This is a genomic window from Streptomyces sp. NPDC101237 (genome assembly GCF_044767465.1).
In the GTDB taxonomy this organism is placed as follows: domain Bacteria; phylum Actinomycetota; class Actinomycetes; order Streptomycetales; family Streptomycetaceae; genus Streptomyces; species Streptomyces gramineus.
Genome location: NZ_JBIWNY010000007.1, coordinates 111,168 through 131,847 on the forward strand (window position 1 = coordinate 111,168; position 20,680 = coordinate 131,847).

The 20,680-nt window shown below is 73.8% G+C and carries 16 protein-coding genes; 7 read left to right on the forward strand and 9 right to left on the reverse strand.

The annotated features are described in order from the left end of the window. Positions 1–35: 35 nt before the first annotated feature. The 3 genes from ACIRQ9_RS13550 to ACIRQ9_RS13560 form a co-directional block, all read right to left on the reverse strand. The gene (locus ACIRQ9_RS13550) at positions 36–443 is read right to left on the reverse strand and encodes a DUF4440 domain-containing protein (RefSeq protein WP_404171235.1); all 408 of its coding nucleotides are present in this window, start codon (positions 441–443) and stop codon (positions 36–38) included. 52 nt (positions 444–495) lie between these two features. Next, positions 496–930 (reverse strand): Zn-ribbon domain-containing OB-fold protein, encoded by a 435-nt coding sequence (locus ACIRQ9_RS13555; protein ID WP_404171238.1) that lies wholly within the window; start codon positions 928–930, stop codon positions 496–498. A gap of 228 nt (positions 931–1,158) precedes the next feature. Further along, complete coding sequence (locus ACIRQ9_RS13560; protein ID WP_404171241.1) at positions 1,159–1,902, reverse strand: TetR family transcriptional regulator; 744 nt, start codon at positions 1,900–1,902, stop codon at positions 1,159–1,161. 174 nt (positions 1,903–2,076) lie between these two features. Here ACIRQ9_RS13560 and ACIRQ9_RS13565 point away from each other — a divergent pair, with 174 nt between their 5' ends. Further along, the gene (locus ACIRQ9_RS13565; protein ID WP_404171244.1) at positions 2,077–2,805 is read left to right on the forward strand and encodes a peptidoglycan-binding protein; all 729 of its coding nucleotides are present in this window, start codon (positions 2,077–2,079) and stop codon (positions 2,803–2,805) included. A 30-nt stretch (positions 2,806–2,835) separates the two neighbouring features. Here the strand turns inward: ACIRQ9_RS13565 and ACIRQ9_RS13570 are convergent, their stop codons facing one another. From ACIRQ9_RS13570 to ACIRQ9_RS13595, 6 genes are all read right to left on the reverse strand, one after another. After that, positions 2,836–5,196, reverse strand: coding sequence for a SpoIIE family protein phosphatase (locus tag ACIRQ9_RS13570; protein ID WP_404171247.1), 2,361 nt, complete (start codon positions 5,194–5,196; stop codon positions 2,836–2,838). A gap of 83 nt (positions 5,197–5,279) precedes the next feature. Continuing rightward, on the reverse strand, positions 5,280–5,663 hold the full coding sequence (locus tag ACIRQ9_RS13575) for a hypothetical protein (RefSeq protein ID WP_404171249.1): 384 nt from the start codon (positions 5,661–5,663) through the stop codon (positions 5,280–5,282). Between the two features lie 427 nt (positions 5,664–6,090). Further along, positions 6,091–7,014, reverse strand: coding sequence for a MurR/RpiR family transcriptional regulator (locus ACIRQ9_RS13580; RefSeq protein ID WP_404171252.1), 924 nt, complete (start codon positions 7,012–7,014; stop codon positions 6,091–6,093). 93 nt (positions 7,015–7,107) lie between these two features. Further along, on the reverse strand, positions 7,108–8,796 hold the full coding sequence (locus ACIRQ9_RS13585; protein ID WP_404171255.1) for a phospholipid carrier-dependent glycosyltransferase: 1,689 nt from the start codon (positions 8,794–8,796) through the stop codon (positions 7,108–7,110). Between the two features lie 92 nt (positions 8,797–8,888). After that, on the reverse strand, positions 8,889–10,820 hold the full coding sequence (locus ACIRQ9_RS13590; protein ID WP_404171258.1) for a phosphatase PAP2 family protein: 1,932 nt from the start codon (positions 10,818–10,820) through the stop codon (positions 8,889–8,891). A gap of 288 nt (positions 10,821–11,108) precedes the next feature. After that, positions 11,109–12,014: an N-acetylglucosamine kinase gene (locus ACIRQ9_RS13595; protein WP_404171261.1), complete on the reverse strand. Its 906-nt coding sequence runs from the start codon at positions 12,012–12,014 to the stop codon at positions 11,109–11,111. Between the two features lie 320 nt (positions 12,015–12,334). On the opposite strand from ACIRQ9_RS13595, the gene ACIRQ9_RS13600 reads away from it, so the two are divergent. The 6 genes from ACIRQ9_RS13600 to ACIRQ9_RS13625 all read left to right on the forward strand — a co-directional run bounded on the left by ACIRQ9_RS13600 (position 12,335) and on the right by ACIRQ9_RS13625 (position 20,581). After that, positions 12,335–13,468, forward strand: coding sequence for an ROK family protein (locus tag ACIRQ9_RS13600; RefSeq protein WP_404171740.1), 1,134 nt, complete (start codon positions 12,335–12,337; stop codon positions 13,466–13,468). Positions 13,469–13,743: 275 nt separating this feature from the next. Next, complete coding sequence (locus ACIRQ9_RS13605) at positions 13,744–15,072, forward strand: ABC transporter substrate-binding protein (protein WP_404171264.1); 1,329 nt, start codon at positions 13,744–13,746, stop codon at positions 15,070–15,072. Between the two features lie 122 nt (positions 15,073–15,194). Next, positions 15,195–16,106, forward strand: coding sequence for a carbohydrate ABC transporter permease (locus ACIRQ9_RS13610; RefSeq protein WP_404171267.1), 912 nt, complete (start codon positions 15,195–15,197; stop codon positions 16,104–16,106). Then, positions 16,103–17,005: a carbohydrate ABC transporter permease gene (locus ACIRQ9_RS13615; RefSeq protein ID WP_404171270.1), complete on the forward strand. Its 903-nt coding sequence runs from the start codon at positions 16,103–16,105 to the stop codon at positions 17,003–17,005. The genes ACIRQ9_RS13610 and ACIRQ9_RS13615 overlap by 4 nt, the downstream gene beginning before the upstream one ends. Before the next feature lie 2 nt (positions 17,006–17,007). After that, complete coding sequence (locus tag ACIRQ9_RS13620; protein WP_404171273.1) at positions 17,008–18,756, forward strand: hypothetical protein; 1,749 nt, start codon at positions 17,008–17,010, stop codon at positions 18,754–18,756. 7 nt (positions 18,757–18,763) lie between these two features. Beyond that, entirely contained in the window at positions 18,764–20,581 is a 1,818-nt protein-coding gene (locus ACIRQ9_RS13625) for a hypothetical protein (RefSeq protein ID WP_404171276.1), read from the forward strand. Positions 20,582–20,680: the final 99 nt, after the last annotated feature.

Sequence of the window (20,680 nt, forward strand, 5' to 3'; positions counted from 1 at the left end):
CGCGTGAGCGCCACGGGCGTACGGGGGCGTGCCGTTCAGCGGGTGGCCGCGTCGTGCCGTGCGGCGTCCGGCGGTACGAGGGTGGCCTGGTGGTAGTACATCCGCCAGCCGCTCTCCGCGTCGCGCCTGCGCCACAGGGAGCTGTGCCGGGAGCGGCGGTCGCCGAGGCGGGCCTCGAAGGTCAACTGCACCAGCCCGGGGGCGAGGACGACCCCGGTCATGCCGTACGGCTCGTAGCGCGGGCCGTCCTGCGCCGCCCCGGCCCGGTCCGGAAGTCCGCCGAGGGCCTGCTCGTAGGTGTACCGGCGGCCGTGCGCGCCCACCTCCACGAACTCCGGGTCGAGCAGTTCGGCGGCGCGTTCCCGTGAGGCGCGGACCTCGGGGTCCATGAGCCGCAGCTCGCCCGCGATCGCCGCCCGTACCTCGGCCTGCGCGTCGTTCATGGCGTCCTCCTCGTCCGGTTGCCCGGCGGTCGCGCCACCGGATGTCCTGCCGTCAGCTCCAGGCCCGGTAGGGCTCGTCGAGCAGCTGGAAGACCGGCTCGCCCCGCACCGGGTCCTTGGCCGTGGACAGCTTGACCCGGTCGCCGCTGTGGATGCCGATCAGCGGGCCCGTCACCCGGCCCCGCACCACGAACCCCTCGGCCATCTCGATCAGGGAGACGTTGCGCGCGGCGGGCGTGTTGCGGTGCACCACCGTCGCGTGCCGGACGGTGCCGGTGCCCTCGCTGTGCTCCGTCCGCAGGTCGCTGCCCTGGCAGACCGGACACAGCAGCCGCTGGTACATGGCCGTACCGCACCAGGTGCAGCGCTGGAAGACGATGGCGTCCCTGGGGCGGTCCGCGCGGCCGAGGCCGGCGGGCACGGGGTCGAGGACGCTCGTCGCGAATCCGACCGCCGACTGCGCGGCGCTCGCTGAGTGGTGGTACACGCTGGTCAACTCCCTGCGCTCGCCCGGAAACCCGAATCGCGCATGCCCGGACCGGGCCGCGCACGCGTGTGCCCGGTTCGCCGTGCCACCGTGCACGCCGTTCAGCGTATGGCACTCAGTGTCAGTCGTAAAGGCACTGCGTACCCCGAAAGTGCGGGGATTCTGCGCAGACCGCAGACCGCAGACCGCAGACCGCAGACCGCAGACCGCCGGAGCCGTCCGGGACCGTCAGGCGCGGCCGAACGCGGTCTCGATCTCCTGCACGACCCGCCACAGCGGGGCGTCCCGACGGGAGACCAGCACGACCACGTCGTCCGGATGCTCCACCGGCCCGCCGAACAGCGCGGCCGAGGCGCCGTCCGCGACCGGCCCGGTGGCCGGACCGCCGAACGCGGCCTGGACGTAGCCGAGGGCGTGGTCGACGGTCGTGGCCGCGTCGCCCTCGCCGTCCGAACGCAGCCAGGAGCGCAGCGCGTTGTTGTGCGCGGCGACCACGGCGGCCGCGACCACGTCCGCCCGCAGCGTCCCGTCCGGACGGCCGGCGTACCGGTCCCGCAGGTACTCGGCCAGCGCGCGCTCGTAGCGCCACACCACCGACAGCTCGTACGCGCGCAGCCCCGGGACCCGCCGGGTCAGCCGGTAGCGCTGCACCGAGAAGGTGGGGTTCTCCGCGTACATCCGCAGCACCAGCCGCGCGGCGTCGCACACTCGCGCCACCGGCTCGCACTCCGGGCCGCTCGCCGCCAGGAAGGCGGTCATGTCGGCCAGGCAGCCCTCGTGGTCGGGGAAGACCACGTCCTCCTTGGACGGGAAGTAACGGAAGAACGAGCGCCGTCCCACCCCCGCCAGGGCGACGATGTCGTCGACGGTGGTCTGCTCGTACCCGCGCTCCAGGAAGAGCCTGAAGGCCGCCGCCACCAGGGCGTCCCGCATGGGCGGCTTCACGGGCGGCGCCGTGCTGCTGGAGCTCATGGACGCGAACGTAGCACTTCACAGCCCTCATGGCACTCAGTGCACACCTGGTGGGGAACTGAGTGCACTCCGCTGTCGGGTCCCGCCGCGGATGAACCGGTGGGGCGGTGCCGCCGTATCTGTTCCCGGGGATCGCGGACGTCCCGGGCGCACGGGACGCGGAAGGAGAGCAGTGTGTCGACACCGCCCGACCCTGAGCAAGCGCATCGCGGGCCGGTCCTGGAACCGGTCCGGGTCCTGCGTCCACGCCGCCTCGACGCCCTCGCGGAGCTGATGCGCGAGATCCGGGAGGAGGCCGAGGCCGGCGGACGGCCGGGCGAGGCTCCGCCGCACACCGGCGGCCGGCCGGGCGCCAAGACCTTCGACGCCTTCGACGGGGAGAAGTGGCCCGCCGCCGGAGCCGAGGACGATACCGAGGAACTGCCGCCGGTCCCGGACGGCCCGCGCACCGGCCGCTTCGGACACGACCTCGGCTCCGGCCCGCGACTGCGCCGGACCGTCGCCGTCGTGGCCGTCGGCGCGGCCGCCCTGGCCGGCTTCGGCTGCGCGCTCCTGCTACCCGGCCGCGCGGGCACCGTCGAAGCCGCCCGGCCCGCACCCTCGGAGAGCACGGCACCGGCCGCCTCCGCCCCGCCCGTCGCGGACACCCCGGCGGACCCCGACGGCGCCGGCACGCTCCGGGCGGGTGACAGCGGTCCCGAGGTCGTCGACCTGGAACAGCGTCTGCTGCGCATCCCGGACGTCTACCGCGACGGCTCCACCGGCGGCCTCTACGACGCCGCCCTGACGGCGGCCGTGGAACGCTTCCAGATCTGGTACGGCATCAGCGGCGACGAGCGCGGAGTCTACGGCGACGACACCCGGCGCGCCCTGGAGTCGCGCACCGGCCCGGCGGACGGCTGAGACCCGACCGCCCCGTGCGGCGGTCGTCCCCTATTCCTCCTCGGCCACCGGCACCCGGATGTCCAGTACGCACACGTCGTCGCGCCACTCGCCCTCCAGCATCGCGGCGAGCAGCGCGTCCAGGGAGCCGGGCTCCGGGGTGCGAACAGCCTGGGCCAGGCGCGCCAGACCCGTCTCGACGTCCTCGCCGAGCCGCTCCACCAGGCCGTCGGTGTACAGCAGCAGCCGGTCGCCGGGCTCCAGCAGGACCTCGGCCGACCCGTACTCCGGGTCGGCCGTCGCCCCGAGCAGCATGCCCCCGGGCCGGTCCAGCCGCCGGACCTCGCCGGCGCGCACCAGCAGGGGCGGCAGATGGCCCGCCTGCGCCCACACGAGACGCCGCTCGGCGGGCTGGTAGCGGGCCAGCACCAGGGTCGCGGTGGACTGGCTGTCGCGCGAGTGCAGGAGCAGGAAGTTCAGCCGGGAGAGCGCGCCGGTGAGCGAGGAGCCGGTCATCACCATGCCCTTGGCGCTGAACCGGAGCTGGGCCATCGTCGCGACGGCGTCGACCCCGTGACCGGCCACGTCGCCGACGACGAACAGGGCTGACGCGTCGGGCAGTTCGATGGCGCTGAACCAGTCGCCGCCGACATGCACCCCGGCCTGCGCGGGCAGATAGGCGACCTCGACGCGCAGCCCGCACAACCGCACCGGCCCGCTGGGCAGCGGGAGCAGGGCGTGCTGGAGCCGGGTGGCCAGCGCGCGTTCGGCGTCCAGGACGCCGCGCTGCGTCACGATGGCCTGTTCGCTGTCCACGAGGGCGAGTTCGGCGCTGCGCTGCGCGGTGAGGTCCTGGACGAAGCCGTGCACCTCGACGACCGTGCCGTCCTCGGCGGTCACTCCCTCCGCGACGGCGCGCAGATGCCGTATCGAGTTCCCGGTCCTGATCCGGAACGGGACGTCGAACGTCCCACCTTTGCGGGCGAGTTCGGCGACCGAGCGGGCCAGCGCGGGGGCGTCCTCGGGCAGCACCAGGTCCGGCAGCAGGTCCAGCGCGACGGCGCCGCGGCCCGGGTCGCGGCCCAGGATCGTGTACACCTGGGAGGACCAGGTGACCTGACGGGTGACCAGGTTCCAGTTCGCCCAGCCGAGGTTGCCCAGCCGCTGCATGTCCGCGAGCCGCTGTTCCTGGCGTCCCTCCATGTCGTGCCGCAGCCAGGTCACCAGCAGTCCGTCGCCGATCCGGGCGGCCCGCACCGAGTAGGCGGCCCGCACGGTCGTCCCGGCGACGACCTCCTCGTGGACGAAGGGCTCGCCCTCGTAGGGCTCTCCGTCCAGGGCCGCGAGGTACCCCTGCCACAGCGCCTCCCCGGCCACGGAGGGATAGCTCTCCAGGATGTGCGCGCCGACCAGTGCGCGGCCGGTCCGGCCGAGGATGTCGACGGCGTCCGGGGTGGCCGCCTCGATGCGGTAGTCCTCGACGTTCCCGAGGGCGGTGCGCAGCGGGGTCAGCAGCACCGTCGCCCCCGGCAGCGCGTCCAGCACCGTCTGCACGGTCCGGGAGAAGTCGGGGGCCGGCGGTTCGGCCGGGGTGCCGAGCGCGGCGAGGCGGCCGGCGCACAGCCGGACGGCGGCCCGCAACAGGTCGCGTTCCCCGGCGGCGAAGGCCGCGCCGTGCCGGCGCAGCACCCCGAGGGTCACACCGGTCGTGTCCCCGGTCGTGACCGGCAGCCAGGCCCGGGACAGCCAGCGGCCCGCCGGCTCGTCGATCAGCCGGTACTCCCGCCGGTCCTCGGCGAAGCGCTCCAGCCACAGGGGCTCACCGGCCCGTAGGCTCTCCAGCGGCGCGAAGCCGGTCAGCGGCGGCACCCGGCGCCACTGGGCGGCGAGCGTCGCGTCGACACCGGCGTACCCGATGAGTTCGAGGCCCTCGCCGGGCGGCCGCCGGTACAGCAGTACGGCGTCGGCGCCGACCTCGGGGGCGAGGTGTGCGAGCAGGGTGCCGGCCAGCTGGTGCGGGGAGCCGACGCGCACCAGGTCCGTGCCCAGCCGGGCGAGGGCCGCGGCGGTACCGACGGGTGGCGGTGCGGGTGCGGTGCGGGGGGTCGCGGGCGCGGGGTGTCCGGTGCCGGGCGGCTCGGACGGAGAGGCGGCGGGGAGCAGGGCGCCGAGGGTCAGCCAGCACTCCTCCAGCAGGGTGCGGTTTCCGGCCGTGGCCCGCTCCGCGAGCGTCTCGTGCGCGGCGTCGGGGGAGCAGCCCGAGGTGGCCATCAGGGCGCCGGTGGCCCGTTCCAGCACGGCCGAGACCGCCGCCTGGTCGCGCAGCCGGTCCAGCTCGGCGCGCTGCCGGGACACGACCTTGGCCAGGTCCGCAGGCTCGGCGCCGGCCGGCGGGACGTGCTCGCTCGTCACGGACCGAGCATCGCACAGGACGGGCCATACGATCACACCCGTGCCGCAACCGTGTGCCCCCGGACGGAACCGGGGCGGGCGGGTCAGCGGCCGGTGCTGTGTCCGACCAGTGCCTCGGTGACCACGCGGACGCTGCGCGCGATGTGCTGGAGCTGCAGCACCTCGGCCGCGTACAGCTTGATGGTGTGTTCGATGACCGACTCCGGCAGCCCGAGCAGGGGCAGTTCGGCCCGTGCGGTCTGCAGCGCCGTGCGGGCCACCCGGATCTCGTGCTGCACCTGGATCTGCGCGTGCCGCGCGAGCAGGACGGGGTGCCGGATCAGCGCCGGGTAGCTGGCGTAGCGGGCCGGCACCAGCTCGCGCAGCCACTTGGCGGCGGAGCGCTCCCAGTCGTAACTGCCCGGCGTCTTGACCTGGCAGGGCCAGTCCGGGGTGATGCGCGTGGTCGTCGTCAGGGTCATGATCATCGCTCTTCCGTGATGCGGCGCCGGGAAGGTGGTCGACGGATGTCTGGGCGGCTCCGGCCTAGGGGATGGCCGGAGCCGCCGCGGGCGAATCGCGCAGGCGATGCCCGTTCGAACATCCCCGGCGCCGACGCGGGTAGGAGACGGCGGCAAGGGGTGTCCGTGCAGGGACCCCGGGCGTCGGCCGCCGGCACTGCGGATGGTGCTGCGTGCGCATGGGCGGTCCGTCGGCTTTCTCGGGGCGGGTGCGAGCGGTGCGTCCTCGGTGGCGGCACGTGCCCGGAGGGTGCCGGGACGGTCCGTGAGCAGTATTTATATATGCCGACCGGTTTGCAAGACGTATGAAAACATTCATGCGTGAATTACGGTGAATGATCCCCATACGGAGTCGCTGGGTGTCGGGAGATGAGGCGGCGCCGGTGCGCCGGGGTCAGTCCTTGAGGAAGAACTGGTGCTGCTCGGCCACCTGCTCGTACTCCTCCAGGCGGGCCTGGGTGCGCTCGGGGTCGGCGTCGGACATGGCCTGGAGCAGGGCCGCCGCCATCAGACCGGGCGCCGTGTAGGTGTCGAAGACCAGGCGGGACCCGATGCCGGTGCTGAAGGTGACGTCGGCCTCGTCGGCCAGCGCGCCGAGCGCCTGATCGGTCACCAGCGCGACCCGCAGGCCCGCGGTGCGCGCCACCTGGATCGCGGTCAGCGTCTCCTGCGCGTGCCGCGGCATCCCGAAGGCCAGCACCCAGGTGCCGCCCGCCTCCCGCGACTGCAGCAACGCGTCGTAGGCCACGCTGCCGCCCCTGGTCACCAGCCGTACGTCGGGATGGATACGGCGGGCCGCGTAGGCGAAGTACTCCGCGAGCGAGACGGAGATGCGCAGGCCGAGCACGGTCAGCGGGGAGGACCTGGACAGCTCGCGGCCGATCCAGATCACCCGGTCCGGGTCGGCGAAGTCCCGGCGCAGGTTCTCCAGGTTCTCGATCTCGGCGTCCACGGCCGCCTGGAGTTCGTTGCTGCGGTGCTCGGTGGCGGCCCCGGTGCCGCCCGCCAGCGTGCGCAGCGCGATCGACTGGAGCCGTTCGCGCAGCGCGGGATACCCGCTGAAGCCGACCGCGCCCGCGAACCGGGTCACCGACGGCTGGCTGACCCCGACCCGTTCGGCGAGGTCCGTGATCGACAGGAAGGCCGCCTCGGTGATGTGGTCGATCAGGTACTGGGCGATGCGGCGCTGGCCGGGGGAGAGCCGCGGGCCGTCGAAGAGCTCGCGGAGCTGGGAGGTGGGCGCGGCCTCCGCCTCCGGTACCGTCTTGCCCGAGGTGATCGCGGACGCCTGGGCGCGAGCCTGCTGCGGCGATGGCACCGAAGCGCCTCCTTTGTCTCCCACGAGGACTCAACATAGCTCACGGACCGTGGTGACCAGGGGTTGTGCCGACCGCCCGACCGCAGCCGGCGATCAGCGCCGGTAGACGGTGATGGAGTGCCCGACGTCGTCGACGGCACGGCTGCTAGCGATCAGCGCGGCCAGCCGCCCCCGCGCCTTGGCCGCCGAGGAGTCGGAGACGACCAGCAGCCCGTGCACCTCACCGGGCGGGACCGTGCGGGGATCGGTGGCGTGGATCCCGTAGTACGAGGGGATGCCACTGCCCTTGTAGACCAGCCAGACCCGCTCGCCCGGGTAGCGCTCCCGCAGCCGGTCGGCGAGCCGGCCCAGGTCCTGGCCCCAGTCCACGTTGGAGTCGTGCAGCCGCAGATGCGTCTTCGCCGGACCGCCGAACGCCTCGTTGGAGTAGGGGAGATAGAACGGGAACGCGCGCAGCGAACTCACCGCCACGAACAGCAGCAGCGCCCCGCCCACGGGCCGCGACCAGCGCCACCGCACCGCCGCCACCGCGGCGCCGCCCACCGCCAGGAACATCGGCATGAACAGCGCGTACCGCGTCCCGAAGTCCCGCGAACCGGTCATCGCCGAGGCCAGCAGCACGGCGGGCGGCACCAGCACGTACGGCACGGCCGGCCGCAGGCGCCGTACCGTCACCACCGCGACCGTGCCGACCGCCCACAGCGCCAGCATGCCCAGCGGGGTCTTCACCCCTAGGGCGGCCGGCAGGTAGTACCAGCGGGAGCCGGTGTAGAGGTGCCCGAACAGGTAGCCCTGCCAGGGCTGGTCCTCCAGGCCGAACTGCAGGCGCATGCCGTCCCGGTAGGCGTGCGGGAAGGGCATCAGGTCCACCAGCAGGCCCCGCGCACCGTGGACCGCCGGGACCGGCACCGCGGACTGCGCCCGCAGCCGGGGGTCGACGGCGAGACAGGACAGCCACACGACGGCGACCGCCGTCACCGTCACCACCGCCGCGGCCGTGAGCGCGCGCCGCACCCGGCCCGGACGCAGACCCCACACGGACACCACCGCCAGCAGGGGCAGCAGCCCGAGCGCGGGCAGCGCGCTCATCTTCGTCGCCACCGCCGCGCCCAACGCGGCTCCGGCGAGCGGCAGATACCGCCGCGGCCGGTGCCGCGCCCGCCACAGCAGCCAGGCGGACGTCAGCACGAACCCGGCGGCGGGCACGTCCAGGGTGGCCAGCGAGCCGTGCGCGATCAGGTCGGGGGAGAAGCAGTACAGGGCGAGCGCGAGGAGCCCGGCGGCCGTACCGAGGACCTCACGGGCGAAGGCGAGGACCACCAGCGCGAACAGCAGGGTCAGCACGATCACCGGCAGCCGGGCCCACAGCATCAGCCGCCAGGGGTCGTTGCCCGACGCGTACAGCAGGTGCCGGCCCACCTGGCCCTGGTCACCGCGGTACGACGGGTCGTAGTGCGGGTCGGCCACCGCGATCCCGGCCATGACGACGAGCTTGCCGAGCGGCGGGTGTTCGGTGTTGTAGCGCAGCCGGTGCTCGTGCAGGTAGTCGGTGGCCGTGGCGACGTAGACCGGTTCGTCGATGGTGGGCGTCTGCCGGACCGCGGTGGTCACCATCGCGGCCGCCATCTGGGCGAGCAGCAGGACCACGAGGACCGGTACCAGCCACCGGCGTCGGGCGCGCAGCGCGGCGGCCGCCCGGACCGCGCGGGCCGGCCGTGGGGCGGGTCGGGGGTCGTCGAGGTCGCCGGGATCGAGGACCGACTGCTGTTCGCTTGCCATCATCCGCCCCGCGGGGACACGGGCCCGCGGTGACGGGAGCGGTCAGGGGCAGGAACTCGGGCCCTGCACTCGCACCGCTCCCGCCACCGCGCGCGTCACCGCTTCACGAGTCGTACCGACAGACCGTCTGCCGTGTACACGGGTACGGCCCGCAGCCGTTCGGAGTTCAGCTCGACGCGGTCGAACCGTCCGCGCAGCCGGGGCGCGTCGAGCACCGCGAGGATACGGCCCGCGGCCGGCGGGTGGTCGCCGTCGAGCGTCAGGGACAGCGTGCTGCCCCTGCCCAGCACCGCCCGGTGCCCGACCCGGAGCGGCGCCGCGCCGTCGGTGCGGAGCGTCACGTCGAGGGTGCCCGCGTCCTGCGCGTACGTCCCGCGTACGAGCAGGTGCCGGGCCACCCGCAGGGTGCCGTCGGCGATCCGGACGTCGCCGCGGCCCAGCGCCTCGCCGGAGGCGGCGACCAGGGTGCCGCCGGCCACCACGGTGGCGCCGCGGTACCGGTTGGCGCCGGTCAGCGTGAGCGTGCCGGTGCCCTTCTTCGTCAGGCCGCCGTGCCCGTCGATGTCGTGGCGCCAGCTGTCGGCCGCCGAGAAGCCGCCGTCCGCCGCGTCCAGGGTGACCGTGACGTCCGTGTCGAAGGCGCCGTAGCCGTCCGCCGCGGCGAACAGGTCCAGGCGGCCCCACTCCTCCGCGCCGTCCAGCAGCACGAAGCCGGCCGGCAGGGCGGTGGTGCGCAGCACGTCGCGTCGCTGGCCGGCGCTGAGGTAGGGCAGGCGGGTCTCCAGCAGGACCTCGGCGCCCTTGGGCACGGTGAGCGGCCGGTCCGCGCCGTGCCGCGGCAGGACGTACGTCAGCCGGGGCCTGGCAGCCCGCTCGTTGGCCGCGCGGTCGGCGTACGGGTCGGTGGCGGGACCGGCCGCGTGGGCGTAGGCGTACAGGGTGTCGGCGGTGGCGCCGGTCCGTGCCTCGAAGTAGGCGAGGGCCTGGGCGCGGGCGGCCGCCTTGAGCGTGGAGTTGGCCGGGTCGGCGAGCGCGGCGGCGGCCAGGGCGGTGGCCATGACCCGGCCGCCGATCACGTCGACCGTGCTGTGCATGCCGGCGACGATGCGGGTGTCGCTCAGCTCCAGGGCGCGGGCGACCAGCTCCTGGAAGCGCTCGGGCACCGCGTAGGCGTAGGCGAGGGCCGCCAGATGGAAGGCGTTGGTGTGGCCGGAGGGGAAGCCGCCGTCGTCGGCCGGGGAGGTGCCGCGCTGGCGCAGCAGCTGCGGGGCGACGGACACCTCCGAGTCGTAGACGGGGAAGCCGTAGGCGTCGGTCAGGCCGGTGTCCACGACCTCGCCGTCCTCGTTCATGCGCCACGGACGCGGGTACTGGTAGGCGTACTTGGCGGGGTTGCCGGAGGCGTAGGGACCGCGCACGGTGTCGACCAGCTCGGCGACCTTGCCGAGCGCCGAGTCGTGCGCGCCGGCGCCGAGCGCGGAACCCGCCGGCGCGCCGGCCGGGACGGAGTCGGCGACGGTGGTCGCGGGGGTGCCGTCGGGGGCGTCGGTGATCGAGGTGACCGCCAGCGAGCCGTCCTTGTAGAGGTCGGCCAGCGGGCCGAGGCCGGCGATCATCGCGTAGCTCTGGTGCCGGCGGTCGTAGAGGAAGGCCTTCTTCGCCTCGGCGTCGGTGCGCCCGCGGGTGACCTCGGCGCAGTACCGCATGTTGGCGCGCAGGACGTCGGCGCGCAGCACGGTCCCGGTGTTCCAGGCGGAACCGGTCCGCCACGTCCGTGCGAAGCCGCCGAGGACGCGGACCACCGCGTTGGTGTCGGCGGTCAGGTTGGCGGCGACGTTCGTCCGGTAGTCGTCGACGAACGCGAGGGCGGTCGCGGCCTTGGCGTCCGCGGCGGCGAGCCATCCGGCGAACGTGGGGGCGGCCAGCACGCCGGCGGACGCGCCGAGCGAGGTCTTCAGGAATCCACGGCGGCCTAAGGGCAGTCCGCGGGCCGGTGAGGAGATGCGGTGCCCGGCAGATGACGGCATGGGTGTGCCTCTCTCGAGTTCCACGGCCCGGCGGCCGGAGGGGAGTTCGCGCGACCACCCGGTGCGCCCGGTCTGCGGCGGCGGGTGGGTTCGTGAGGGAAGGGGGGACGAGCGAGGGTCCGGGGCGGGCCCGCGCATCGGCGGCCGTGCTCCGACTGCCGTACAGCGGAACGGAGTCGAAGGACGGACCGGTGGTTCAGCTCCGGAACGGCGGCGGCCCCGCGTGGGCGCGGCACCGAACGGCCCGTGGTCCGGGGCGGGGGACCGGACGGTCCGCGGGCAGGTCTCTCACAGCAGCGAACGTGCCAGCGCCACCGCTCCCTCGACCGGCGGAACCCGCAACGGGCGCGGCCTGGCGCCCGGCAGGGACCTCGCGAGCGCGGCGGCGAAGGCGTCGTACAGGCGCGGCTGGGAGAGGATCGTGCCGCCCGCGACCACCACGTCGTCCACGGCCAGGCCGCGGGCGGCGAGCCGCAGCACGAGGGCGGCGAGCGCACGGCCGCCGTCGGCGATCACCTCCGCGGCGAGGGCCGAACCCGCCTCGGCCGCCGCGAAGAGCACCGGCGCGTGCCGGCCCCACTGCGCGGAGACGTCCGAGGCGCCCTCCAACGCGGCACCGAGCGCGGGCACTTCGGCCACGCCGAAGGCGGCGGTCAGTCCGGTCGCGAGGGCGTCGGGCGTCTCGCCGCGGTCGTGTGCGGCCCAGACGGCACGGGCGGCCTCGCGGACCAGGCCGGCGGCGCCGCCCTCGTCGCCGAGGACCGCACCCCAGCCTCCGACCTGGACGGAACCGCCGTCGGCCCGGCGGCCGACGGCCACCGAACCGGTGCCGGCGACCAGACCCACGCCGGCGGCCAGTCCGGCGGCGGGGACGAGGAGTTCCGCGTCGCCCACGACACGGACCGGCGTCCCGTGGACGTCGCGCAGCGCGGCGGCGATGCCGGCGCACTGGCGGGGTGTCTCACAGGCGTGGCCGCCGACGGCGAACGCGGCGGGGCGGCTGCCGTCCGGCAGGGCCTCGTGGACCAGCGCGGTCAGCCAGCGGGCTGCGGCGGCCGGGTCGTGCGGCCGCCAGCCGCCGCTCGAACGGACGTGGTCGGCGACCGTCCGCGTGCCGGCGAGGGCGCGGAGGTGGGTCTTGGTGCCGCCCACGTCGACGCCGATCACCAGCGGGGGAGAAGATGCATCCTGCACGGATCCTCTTTCGTCGTCCGGGCGAAGGGCGCCGAAGGGCCGGGCCCTGGCCGCGACGGTGGGCGAACCGTACCCGGCCGAACAGGAGTCGAGGCATTCGGGAAGCCCCGGGACGGGCTTCGTGCGGACCACGGCAGGCGAGTACCGTGTACTTCGTTAGGAAGTTAACTAACGAAGTACAGTGCGTCAAGAGTCGTCACGCAGTCGATCATCGGGACACCGCCGCGGGGCGGGACCGCGTGGCGCGAGGGCATCGCATCGCCGCGTCCCGCCACCCGGGCAGCGCGGCTCTGACCCATGGGGGAACTGTGGAACCCGTCCTGACCGAGGCCCCCCGCCTCACCGAGAGCGCCGGTGCCGTCTTCGCCGTGCTGGCCCAGGCCGGCAGCGCCACCCGGCCGCAGCTCGCCGGCCTCGCGGGCCTGTCCAAGCCGACGGTCTCCGCCGCCGTCGCGGAACTGGAGGCCGCCGGGCTGGCCGCCTGCTCCGGCACCTCCTCCGGCGCGACCGGCCGCACCGCCGTCGTCTACGGTCTGGGGCCCGCCTCCGGGACCGTCCTCGCCGTCGATCTCGGCCCGGCCCGCACCCGGGTGCGCGGCTGCGCCCTGGACGGCACCCTGCTCGCCGAGGCGGCCACCCCCCGGGCCCGGGCCGCCGACGCCGTCCGCGAGGCCCTGGCCGCACTCCCGGCGGGCGCCCCGCTCCGGGCGATCGTGGTCGCCGTCGGTGACGTCACCGCACCCGACCGGACGGGCACCGGCATGCGCCCGGCCACCGCCAAGGCCGGCCCGGTCTTCGACGCGGTGTCCGTCGCGCTGCCGCCGGGCGTCCCCGTCCACCTGGAGAACAACGTCAACTGCGCCGCCCTCGCCGAACTCCACGAGGGCGCCGCCCGGGGCCGCCGCACCTTCGGCTATCTGCGGATCGGCGTCGGCATCGGTCTCGGCATCGTCATCGGCGGCCAGGTGCTGCGCGGCGCGAACGGCGCGGCCGGTGAGCTGGCCCGCCTTCCCTACCCCTGGGACGACGGCCGCGAGCCCCGCCAGGAGGCCCTGGAGGCCTACGTCGGCTCGCAGGCCCTGCTGCGCCGGGCGGCCGAGGCCTGGCCGGCCGGCGACGGCCCCAGCCCGCACACCCCCGAACGCCTCTTCGCGCTCGCCGCCGAGGGCCGCGAACCCGCCCGCCGCCTGGTCGCCCGGCACGCCGCCGACGTGGGCCGCCTGGCCGCCGCCGTGACCGCCGTGCTGGATCCGGGGCTGCTCGTGCTCGGCGGCAGCACCGGCGCGGATCCCCAGCTGCTGCCCGGCGTGCGGGCCGAGCTGGGCCGGCTGAGCTGGCCCACCGAGGTGGTCAGCAGCCAGATCGGGGATCTCGGCACCGTCGCGGGCGCGGCCCGGCTCGCGGTGGCCAAGGGAGTCCAAAACGTGACCGAAGGCGCGCAGGCGAAGGATTGACGGGTTCCAAGTCGGTCTGCCAATGTCCGGACAAGCGCTTTCTAAGCCGGCCGGGACGCCGGCTTGGGGCGAGATTCCAGCCCGTACGCGACGTACGGCGACCGCACGAGGGCGTGCCCGTGCGGTGACGGCCAGGACGGCCGGGGATCCCGCCCCGCGTGGACGATGCGGCCGGGCGAGGCCGCGCCCCCCGGAAAGCGGTCTTTCCACCACCATGCACCCGTGCCGCCTCGGTCGGCGCCGTGCTCTGTCCCTCTGACGAAATGGGATCGAAGATGACCACTGTGGGTGTGCGGCGCTCCCGCCGGCTCGGCCGCGGCGGTGTGCGCCGCCTGGTTCCCCTCGCTGCCGTCGCCACGGCAGGCGCCCTGCTGCTCTCCGCCTGCGGCTCGGGCTCCGGATCCGGCGGGAACGCGAAGTCCCTGACGTTCTGGATCTCCACCGTCCCGGGGCAGGACGCGGGCTGGAAGAAGCTGGTGGCGCGGTACAAGAAGGAGACGGGCGTCGACGTCAAGCTCGTCAACATCCCCTACGACGGCTACCCGACGAAGCTGCACAACGCCGCCCAGGCGAACTCGCTGCCCGACGTCGCCGACGTGCCGGCGCTCGACCCGATCTGGTCGAGGAAGCTGATCGACCTCAGCTCCATCGCCGCCGACAAGAGCTACCGCATCAACCCGAACTTCCTCGCCAAGGACTCGTCGGGGAAGGTGCTGTCCATCCCCTCCGACGTCACCGCCTCCGGCCTGTTCATCAACAGGACCCTGTTCGAGAAGGCCGGCGTCGCCGTCCCGTCCTCGCCCTCGAAGACCTGGACCTGGACCGAGTTCATCGCCGCCGCCGACAAGGTCCGGGAGAAGACCGGCGCCAAGTACTCCCTCACCTTCGACCAGTCGCCGTCCCGGCTGCGCGCCATGGTGTACGAGATGGGCGGCACGTACGTCCACGCCGACTCCTCCGGCACGTTCTCGGTGGACGACGCGACGAAGAAGGCCGTGAAGTACTTCGTCGGGCTGAACGACGACAAGACCATGCCGAAGTCGGTGTGGACCAGCGGCGCCGACCCGTCAGCCATGTTCCAGAGCGGTGACGTGGTCGCCTACTGGTCCGGCGTGTGGCAGGTCGCCGCCTTCGCCGACAGCATCAAGAAGTTCGACTGGGCGAGCGTCCCGACCCCCGCCCAGCCCGTGCAGGCCAGCGACGTCAACAGCGGCGGCATGATGGTCGGCTTCGACAACAACGGCGCCGCCGCCACCGCCGCGAAGAAGTTCATGACCTGGGTGTACGACCCGAAGCAGTACACCGAACTGGTGGAGACCTCCGGGTTCCTGCCCGTCGAGAGCGGACTGGACCCGAAGTACCCCTTCACCTCCGACGCCGCGCAGGCGGCGTTCAAGCTCTACAACGAGGAGATCCCGCTCTACGCCCCGATCTCCGGCTACTTCAACAACGCGCAGACGGCGTGGGTGCTGAAGGGCAAGAGCCTCACCGAGGACCCGACCAAGACCGAACTCGGCAAGGCGATCAACGGCCAGCAGTCGGCCGACAAGGCCCTGGAGAACATCGTGGCCGGCTACAACCAGCAGGTCGGCGGCGGGTCCTAGGAGACCCGGCCGGGCGGTGGCGCCTCGCCGGCACCGCCGCCCGGCCGCCGGCCTCCCGTACGACGCCGGACCCCCTTGCGTGAGCCCGCAGCAGCCCCTTCCCACAGCACGGAGTCAGGAAGATGACACAACGCGCCTCGGACGCGTCCGGGAGCCCGCCCGGGCGACGCACCACCCACACCCTCGCGCCGCTCGTCCTGATCGCGGCCAACGTGGTGCTGTTCGCCCTGTTCTTCGTGTGGCCGGCGGTGATCGGACTCGTCTACTCCTTCACGGACTACACGGGCGTGGGGGCGTTCCGGTTCATCGGACTGGACAACTACCAGAACCTGTTCGGCGACTCCACCTTCTACGACGCGCTGTTCCGTACGCTGCTGTACACCGTGCTCGTCGTCCCGCTGAACTTCGTGCTCTCGCTCCTCATCGCCAACCTGGTGGTGAGCAGGCGGGCCAAGGGGGCGTCGATCGCCCGCGTCGTCTTCTTCGTCCCGTGGCTCATCTCGCCCATCGTCGTCGGCGTCCTGTGGCGCTGGCTGTTCGGCGAGAACTTCGGACTGATCAACTACGTCGTCGAGAAGCTCGGCGGGCACGCGATCGCCTGGCAGTCGAACGCGGACCTGTCGCTGGGCGTGGTCGTCATGGCCGGCGCCTGGTGGGGCACGGCCTTCTCGATGCTGCTGTTCATCGCGGCCATCAAGAACGTGCCCACCTCCTACTACGAGGCGGCCTCCCTGGACGGCGCGGGCCCCTGGCGCCAGTTCACCAGTATCACGCTGCCGAGCATCGCGCCGACGTCCTTCATCGTCATCCTGCTCAACACGATCAACGCGATGAAGGAGTATCCGCTGTTCGTCTCCCTCAACAACGGCGGACCGGGCACCTCGAACAACCTGCTGGTCCAGTACATCTACCAGACCGGATTCAACCGGGGCCAGATCGGCTACGCGAGCGCCGCGTCGTTCGTGCTCATGCTCATCCTGATGGCCGTCGCGGTCGTCCAGCTGGTCGCCAACCGGCGGATGGAGAACCGATGACCGTCACCGACACACCGCGTCCGGCCGGCGCCGGTTCCACGAAGGCCGCCTCCCCGAAGCGGCCGCGCGGCGGACGCGACGGCGGACTCCGGCGCGCGGTCCCCGCGACGACCCTGCTGTGGATCCTGGCCGCCCTCTACGGACTGCCCGTGCTGTGGTTCGTGCTCAGCTCCTTCAAGCCCGCCGGCGACCTGTTCTCGCTGCCGCTCACCGTGCTCCCGCACCACCCCACCCTGTCCGGCTACCAGGCGGCGTGGGACAGCGCCAACTTCTCCCGGTACTTCGTCAACACGGCCCTCGTGTGCGTGATCACGACGATCCTCACGGTGGGAGTGAGCTGCTGCACCGGGTACGCGCTCGCCAAGTACGACAACAAGTGGCTCAAGTTCTTCTTCCTCTGCATCCTCGCCACCACGATGCTGCCGTCCGAGGTCATGCTCGCCCCGGAGTTCCTGGTCGTCCGCGACCTCGGGCTCTACAACTCCTTCGCCGGCATCATCCTCCCGGCCGTGCTCACCGCCACCGGATGCTTCATGTTCCGCCAGTTCTTCCTGACGGTCCCCGACGAACTCGTCGAGGCCGCCCGCATCGACGGCGCGCGCGAACTGTCGATCTTCCTGCGGATCATGGTGCCGATCTCCCGGCCCATCATGCTGACGCTGGCCATCCTGTCGTTCCAGTGGCGGTGGAACGACTACATCTGGCCGCTCCTGATGCTCAACGACCCGAACAAGTTCACCGTGCAGATCGGCATCCAGAGCCTCGTCGGGGCCCAGAACATCAACTGGTCGGTGCTGCTCGGCGGATCCGTCATCTCCATGATCCCGCTGATCCTCGTCTTCCTGGTGTTCCAGCGGTACGTCATGAGCGCCGACATCAACGCCGGACTGAAGGACTGACCGTGTCCGCCCCGCTCGACACCGGCTTCGTCCGCGCGGTGGCCGGCGCCGCCGACCGGCGGGCCGTCCCGCTGGCGGCCGCCGCCGAGCAGAGCCCCGCCGGCCTGACCCACCGCGCCCTGGCCCGCCGGGTGCGCACCCTGCTCGCCGCCCACCGGTCACCCGACTCGGCACTGCACGGCAGCGAGCGGGCCCTCGCCGCCGCGACGGTCCACCTCCGCGCGCTGCGCGCCGCGCAGACCGCCACCGGCCTCTTCGCAGGCGGTGACAACGTGCAGTCCCCACCGGACTCCGCGTTCACCGTCAACGACGTGTGCGACGCGCACGTCCTCGCCGCGGACGCGGGCCCCGAACTGCGCGAAGTGGCCGGAGCCCTCGCCGAGATCGCCGGTGCGGCCTCCGGCGGCCTGCTGACCGGCGGGGTGCACACGCCCAACCACCGCTGGGAACTGTGCGCCGCCCTGGCCCGGCTGCACCGCTCCTTCCCGGACCCCCGGCTGCCCGACCGGATCGGCGCATGGCTCGCCGAGGGCGTCGACATCGACGCGGAGGGCCTGTACTCGGAGCGGAGCGCCCTCTACGCGGCCCACGTGACCAACCCGTCGCTGCTGCTGCTCGCCGACGTCCTCGGCCGCGCCGACCTGCGGGACGCCGTCGAACGCAACCTCACCGCGACCCTGGACCTCATCAGACCGGACGGCACCGTGGAGACCGTCCACTCACGACGGCAGGACCAGCACGGGCCGTTCCCGCTGGCGCCGTACCTCCCGCACTACCGGCTGCTCGCGATCCGCACCGGCCGGGGCGACCTCGGGCGGGCGGCCCGCCGGGCGGCCGCCGGCGGCATCGACGACCCCGGCCTGCTCGCCGAGACCCTCCTCACCCCCGACCTGTGCCGCCCGCTGCCGCCATCCTCACCCGAACCTCCGTCCCGGTCGCGGTACTTCGGCACGGCCCGCCTCGCCTCACGGGTCTCCGCCACCGCGCACTGTGTCCTGTACGGCGGCTCGGACGTGCCAGAGCACCGGCGCGTGCGCTCGGGCCTCGCCTGCAACCCCACCTTCCTGCGCCTGTTCGCGGGCGACGCCGTCCTCGACGCGGTCCGCCTCTCCCGGGGATTCTTCGACCTGGGCCCGTTCCGCGCCGCCGGGATGCGCCGGCTCGGCGACCACCGGTACCGGCTCACCGAAACCCTCACCGCCGCCTACTACCAGCCGCTGCCGCCGGGCCGGCGACGCGCCGACGGCGCCTACCCCGTGACGGACGAGGGGCGTTTCTCCGCCGCCATGGCCTTTCCGGACCGACCGCGGGACGAGGTCTCCCAGACGACCCGGGTCGACGCGGAGCTGCGGGAGGACGGTGTCGACCTGCGGATCGTCATCGACGGACCACCGGTGCCCTGGGCCCTCGAACTGACCTTCCGGCCGGGAGGTGTGCCCCACGGCGCCGTACCGCTCGGCGACGGACGCCGGTGCCTGACAAACGCGCCCATGACGTACCGGGCCGGTGACGACGAGATACGGGTGGAGGCCCGCGTCGAGGCGGGCGGCCCGCTCGCCGGGTCGTACCGCGGCGGCCTGCCGCGGTACGACCCGGGGCAGGACCACACCGTGACCGGCGGCACCGACGCGACCACCGGCGACCGCGTCCTCCTCGGCGGACACGGCCCGCACACCCTGACCGTCACCCTGCGCGCCCGCCGGGCGACCCGGGCACACCCCACCAAGGCCACCTCCGGCATGAAGGGCTGATCCACCCATGCACCTCCCGCGCCAGCTCGGCCCGCTGCACGACCTGCCGGCCACGCCCGAGGCCTACGACGCGGTCCTCGCCGACGTCGTGGAGCAGGCCCTGGCCCGCATCACCCCCGAAGGCAGCCTCGAACACCCCGACGCCGACGACGACATCGGCGACACCTCGCTCGGCGTCACCTCGCTGCTGGCGCTGGCCTGGCAGCGCACCGCGGACCCGCGGCTGCCCGAGGCCGTCCGCCGCAGCCTCGCCTTCCACCTGCGCGAACGCGTGTACACCGAGGACAACCCCGGCTACCCGAACCTCACGGTCCGCGGCCGGGGCCTCCCGTACGCCCGGTACGTCCTCGCGCCGGGAGCGCACCCGATCGGGGACTGGCCCAGCACGGTGTGGGCGCTGCTCCAGACGGTCGACGTCCTCGACCTCGCGGACGGCCTGGTCGACGATGCACAGCGCGCCGAACTGGCCGAACTGGCCCGCGGCTACTGGCGCTGGCTCACCGAGGCCACCTTCTTCAACCCGCAGGAGGCGGGCAACCAGGCGATCGGCTGCGTGGTCGGCGGGCTGATGCTGGCCCGGCACCTGCCGCCCGAGGACGGCGAGACGGTCCGCGAGCGGGCGCTGGCCCTGTACCGGGACCGGATCCGCGCCCACCGCGTCCCGGACCGGGGCGCCCTGCTGCCTCCCGAGCACGGCGGCGCCTACGACAACAACTACGGCCCGATCTCCCTGTCCTTCCTCGCCCAGGCCCACCGCACCAGCGGTGAACCGATGTTCGCGGAGGACGGTGACGCCCTCGCCCGCTACATCGACGCCCGCCTGCCGAACGGCGGCTTCGACCAGGGCGGCCCCCGCTACAGCGAACAGCACTCCGGTTTCGAGTCCGTCCTCGGACTGCGCTACTTCGGCGCCCGGATCGGCTCCGACCTCGGCCGCTACCGGGGCGACACCCGCTGGGGCCGGCACGCGGTCAAGGCGGACGGCGGCGTCGACGGGCACTTCGCCTGGATGCTCGTCTGGCAGATCCAGGACACCACCCCCTGGCACCGCACCCCGTCGACGGCCCCGGCCCGCCACCAACTCCGCGCGGGATCCGTGTCGGTGGCGTTCGACCGGCGCATGACCCCCGCGCTGGTCGAGGCGGGCGGCACCTATCACCTGCCGGCCGCGGTGAACCGGCAGCACGGCTTCGGGCCGGTCCTGGACGGCTTCCTGTACTGCCGGCCGACGGGCGAGGTCCGGGTCCGTGACGTGCGCGTCGGCACACTGGCCGCCAAGCTGGTCGGCAAGCCGGTCGTGGGCCGCGACCACGTGCTGCGCCACGTGCGCTCGCTGTACGTCACGGACGGCACCCGGCTGTGGGTGACGGTGGCCGTGGAGCGGCTCGACGGGACGCCGTACCTGCTGGCCGGGCTGCCCTACGCGGCCGACGACGGCGACCGGGTGCGCCGTGTCGCCGAGGGCGAGATCGCCGCGGCGGGCGGGCTGCGCCTCACCCATCCCGCCCGGCCGGGCGCCGACCACTTCGACGCGCGTGCCGAACTCACCCAGGAGCAGGCCGCGTTCGCGCTCGCCGCGGACCCGCGCGGCTACGGCGACCCGGACGCGGGCTGGCGCCACCTGGTCTCCTCCTCGGCCTACGAGGCCGAACCGGCGCCGGACGCGCCGCCGCACCTGCACGTGTTCGCCGTGCGGTACGGGCCCGGCGGGGCGTTCACGCCGTCGTTCGAGGGCGACCTGACCGTGCGCACCGAGGCGTTCACGGCCGTCATCGGCGGTGACGACGCGCACGGCGTACCCGGTCTCGTCCTCACGGGGCGCTGAGAGCCTCGTTGCCTGTGGCGTCCTTCGGCCGCCGCGCCGTCGTGGCTGGTCGCGCGGTTCCCCCCGCCTCTCACGGGGGGGCGGGGGAACCGCGCGGTC

What these genes read in the sequence shown, in the direction of transcription:
- ACIRQ9_RS13550 (WP_404171235.1), bottom strand. Translation starts at nt 443, where the DNA reads ATGAACGACGCGCAGGCCGAGGTACGGGCGGCGATCGCGGGCGAGCTG.
- ACIRQ9_RS13560 (WP_404171241.1), bottom strand. Translation starts at nt 1,902, where the DNA reads ATGAGCTCCAGCAGCACGGCGCCGCCCGTGAAGCCGCCCATGCGGGAC.
- ACIRQ9_RS13575 (WP_404171249.1), bottom strand. Translation starts at nt 5,663, where the DNA reads ATGATCATGACCCTGACGACGACCACGCGCATCACCCCGGACTGGCCC.
- ACIRQ9_RS13585 (WP_404171255.1), bottom strand. Translation starts at nt 8,796, where the DNA reads ATGATGGCAAGCGAACAGCAGTCGGTCCTCGATCCCGGCGACCTCGAC.
- ACIRQ9_RS13590 (WP_404171258.1), bottom strand. Translation starts at nt 10,820, where the DNA reads ATGCCGTCATCTGCCGGGCACCGCATCTCCTCACCGGCCCGCGGACTG.
- ACIRQ9_RS13605 (WP_404171264.1), top strand. Translation starts at nt 13,744, where the DNA reads ATGACCACTGTGGGTGTGCGGCGCTCCCGCCGGCTCGGCCGCGGCGGT.
- ACIRQ9_RS13610 (WP_404171267.1), top strand. Translation starts at nt 15,195, where the DNA reads ATGACACAACGCGCCTCGGACGCGTCCGGGAGCCCGCCCGGGCGACGC.
- ACIRQ9_RS13615 (WP_404171270.1), top strand. Translation starts at nt 16,103, where the DNA reads ATGACCGTCACCGACACACCGCGTCCGGCCGGCGCCGGTTCCACGAAG.
- ACIRQ9_RS13625 (WP_404171276.1), top strand. Translation starts at nt 18,764, where the DNA reads ATGCACCTCCCGCGCCAGCTCGGCCCGCTGCACGACCTGCCGGCCACG.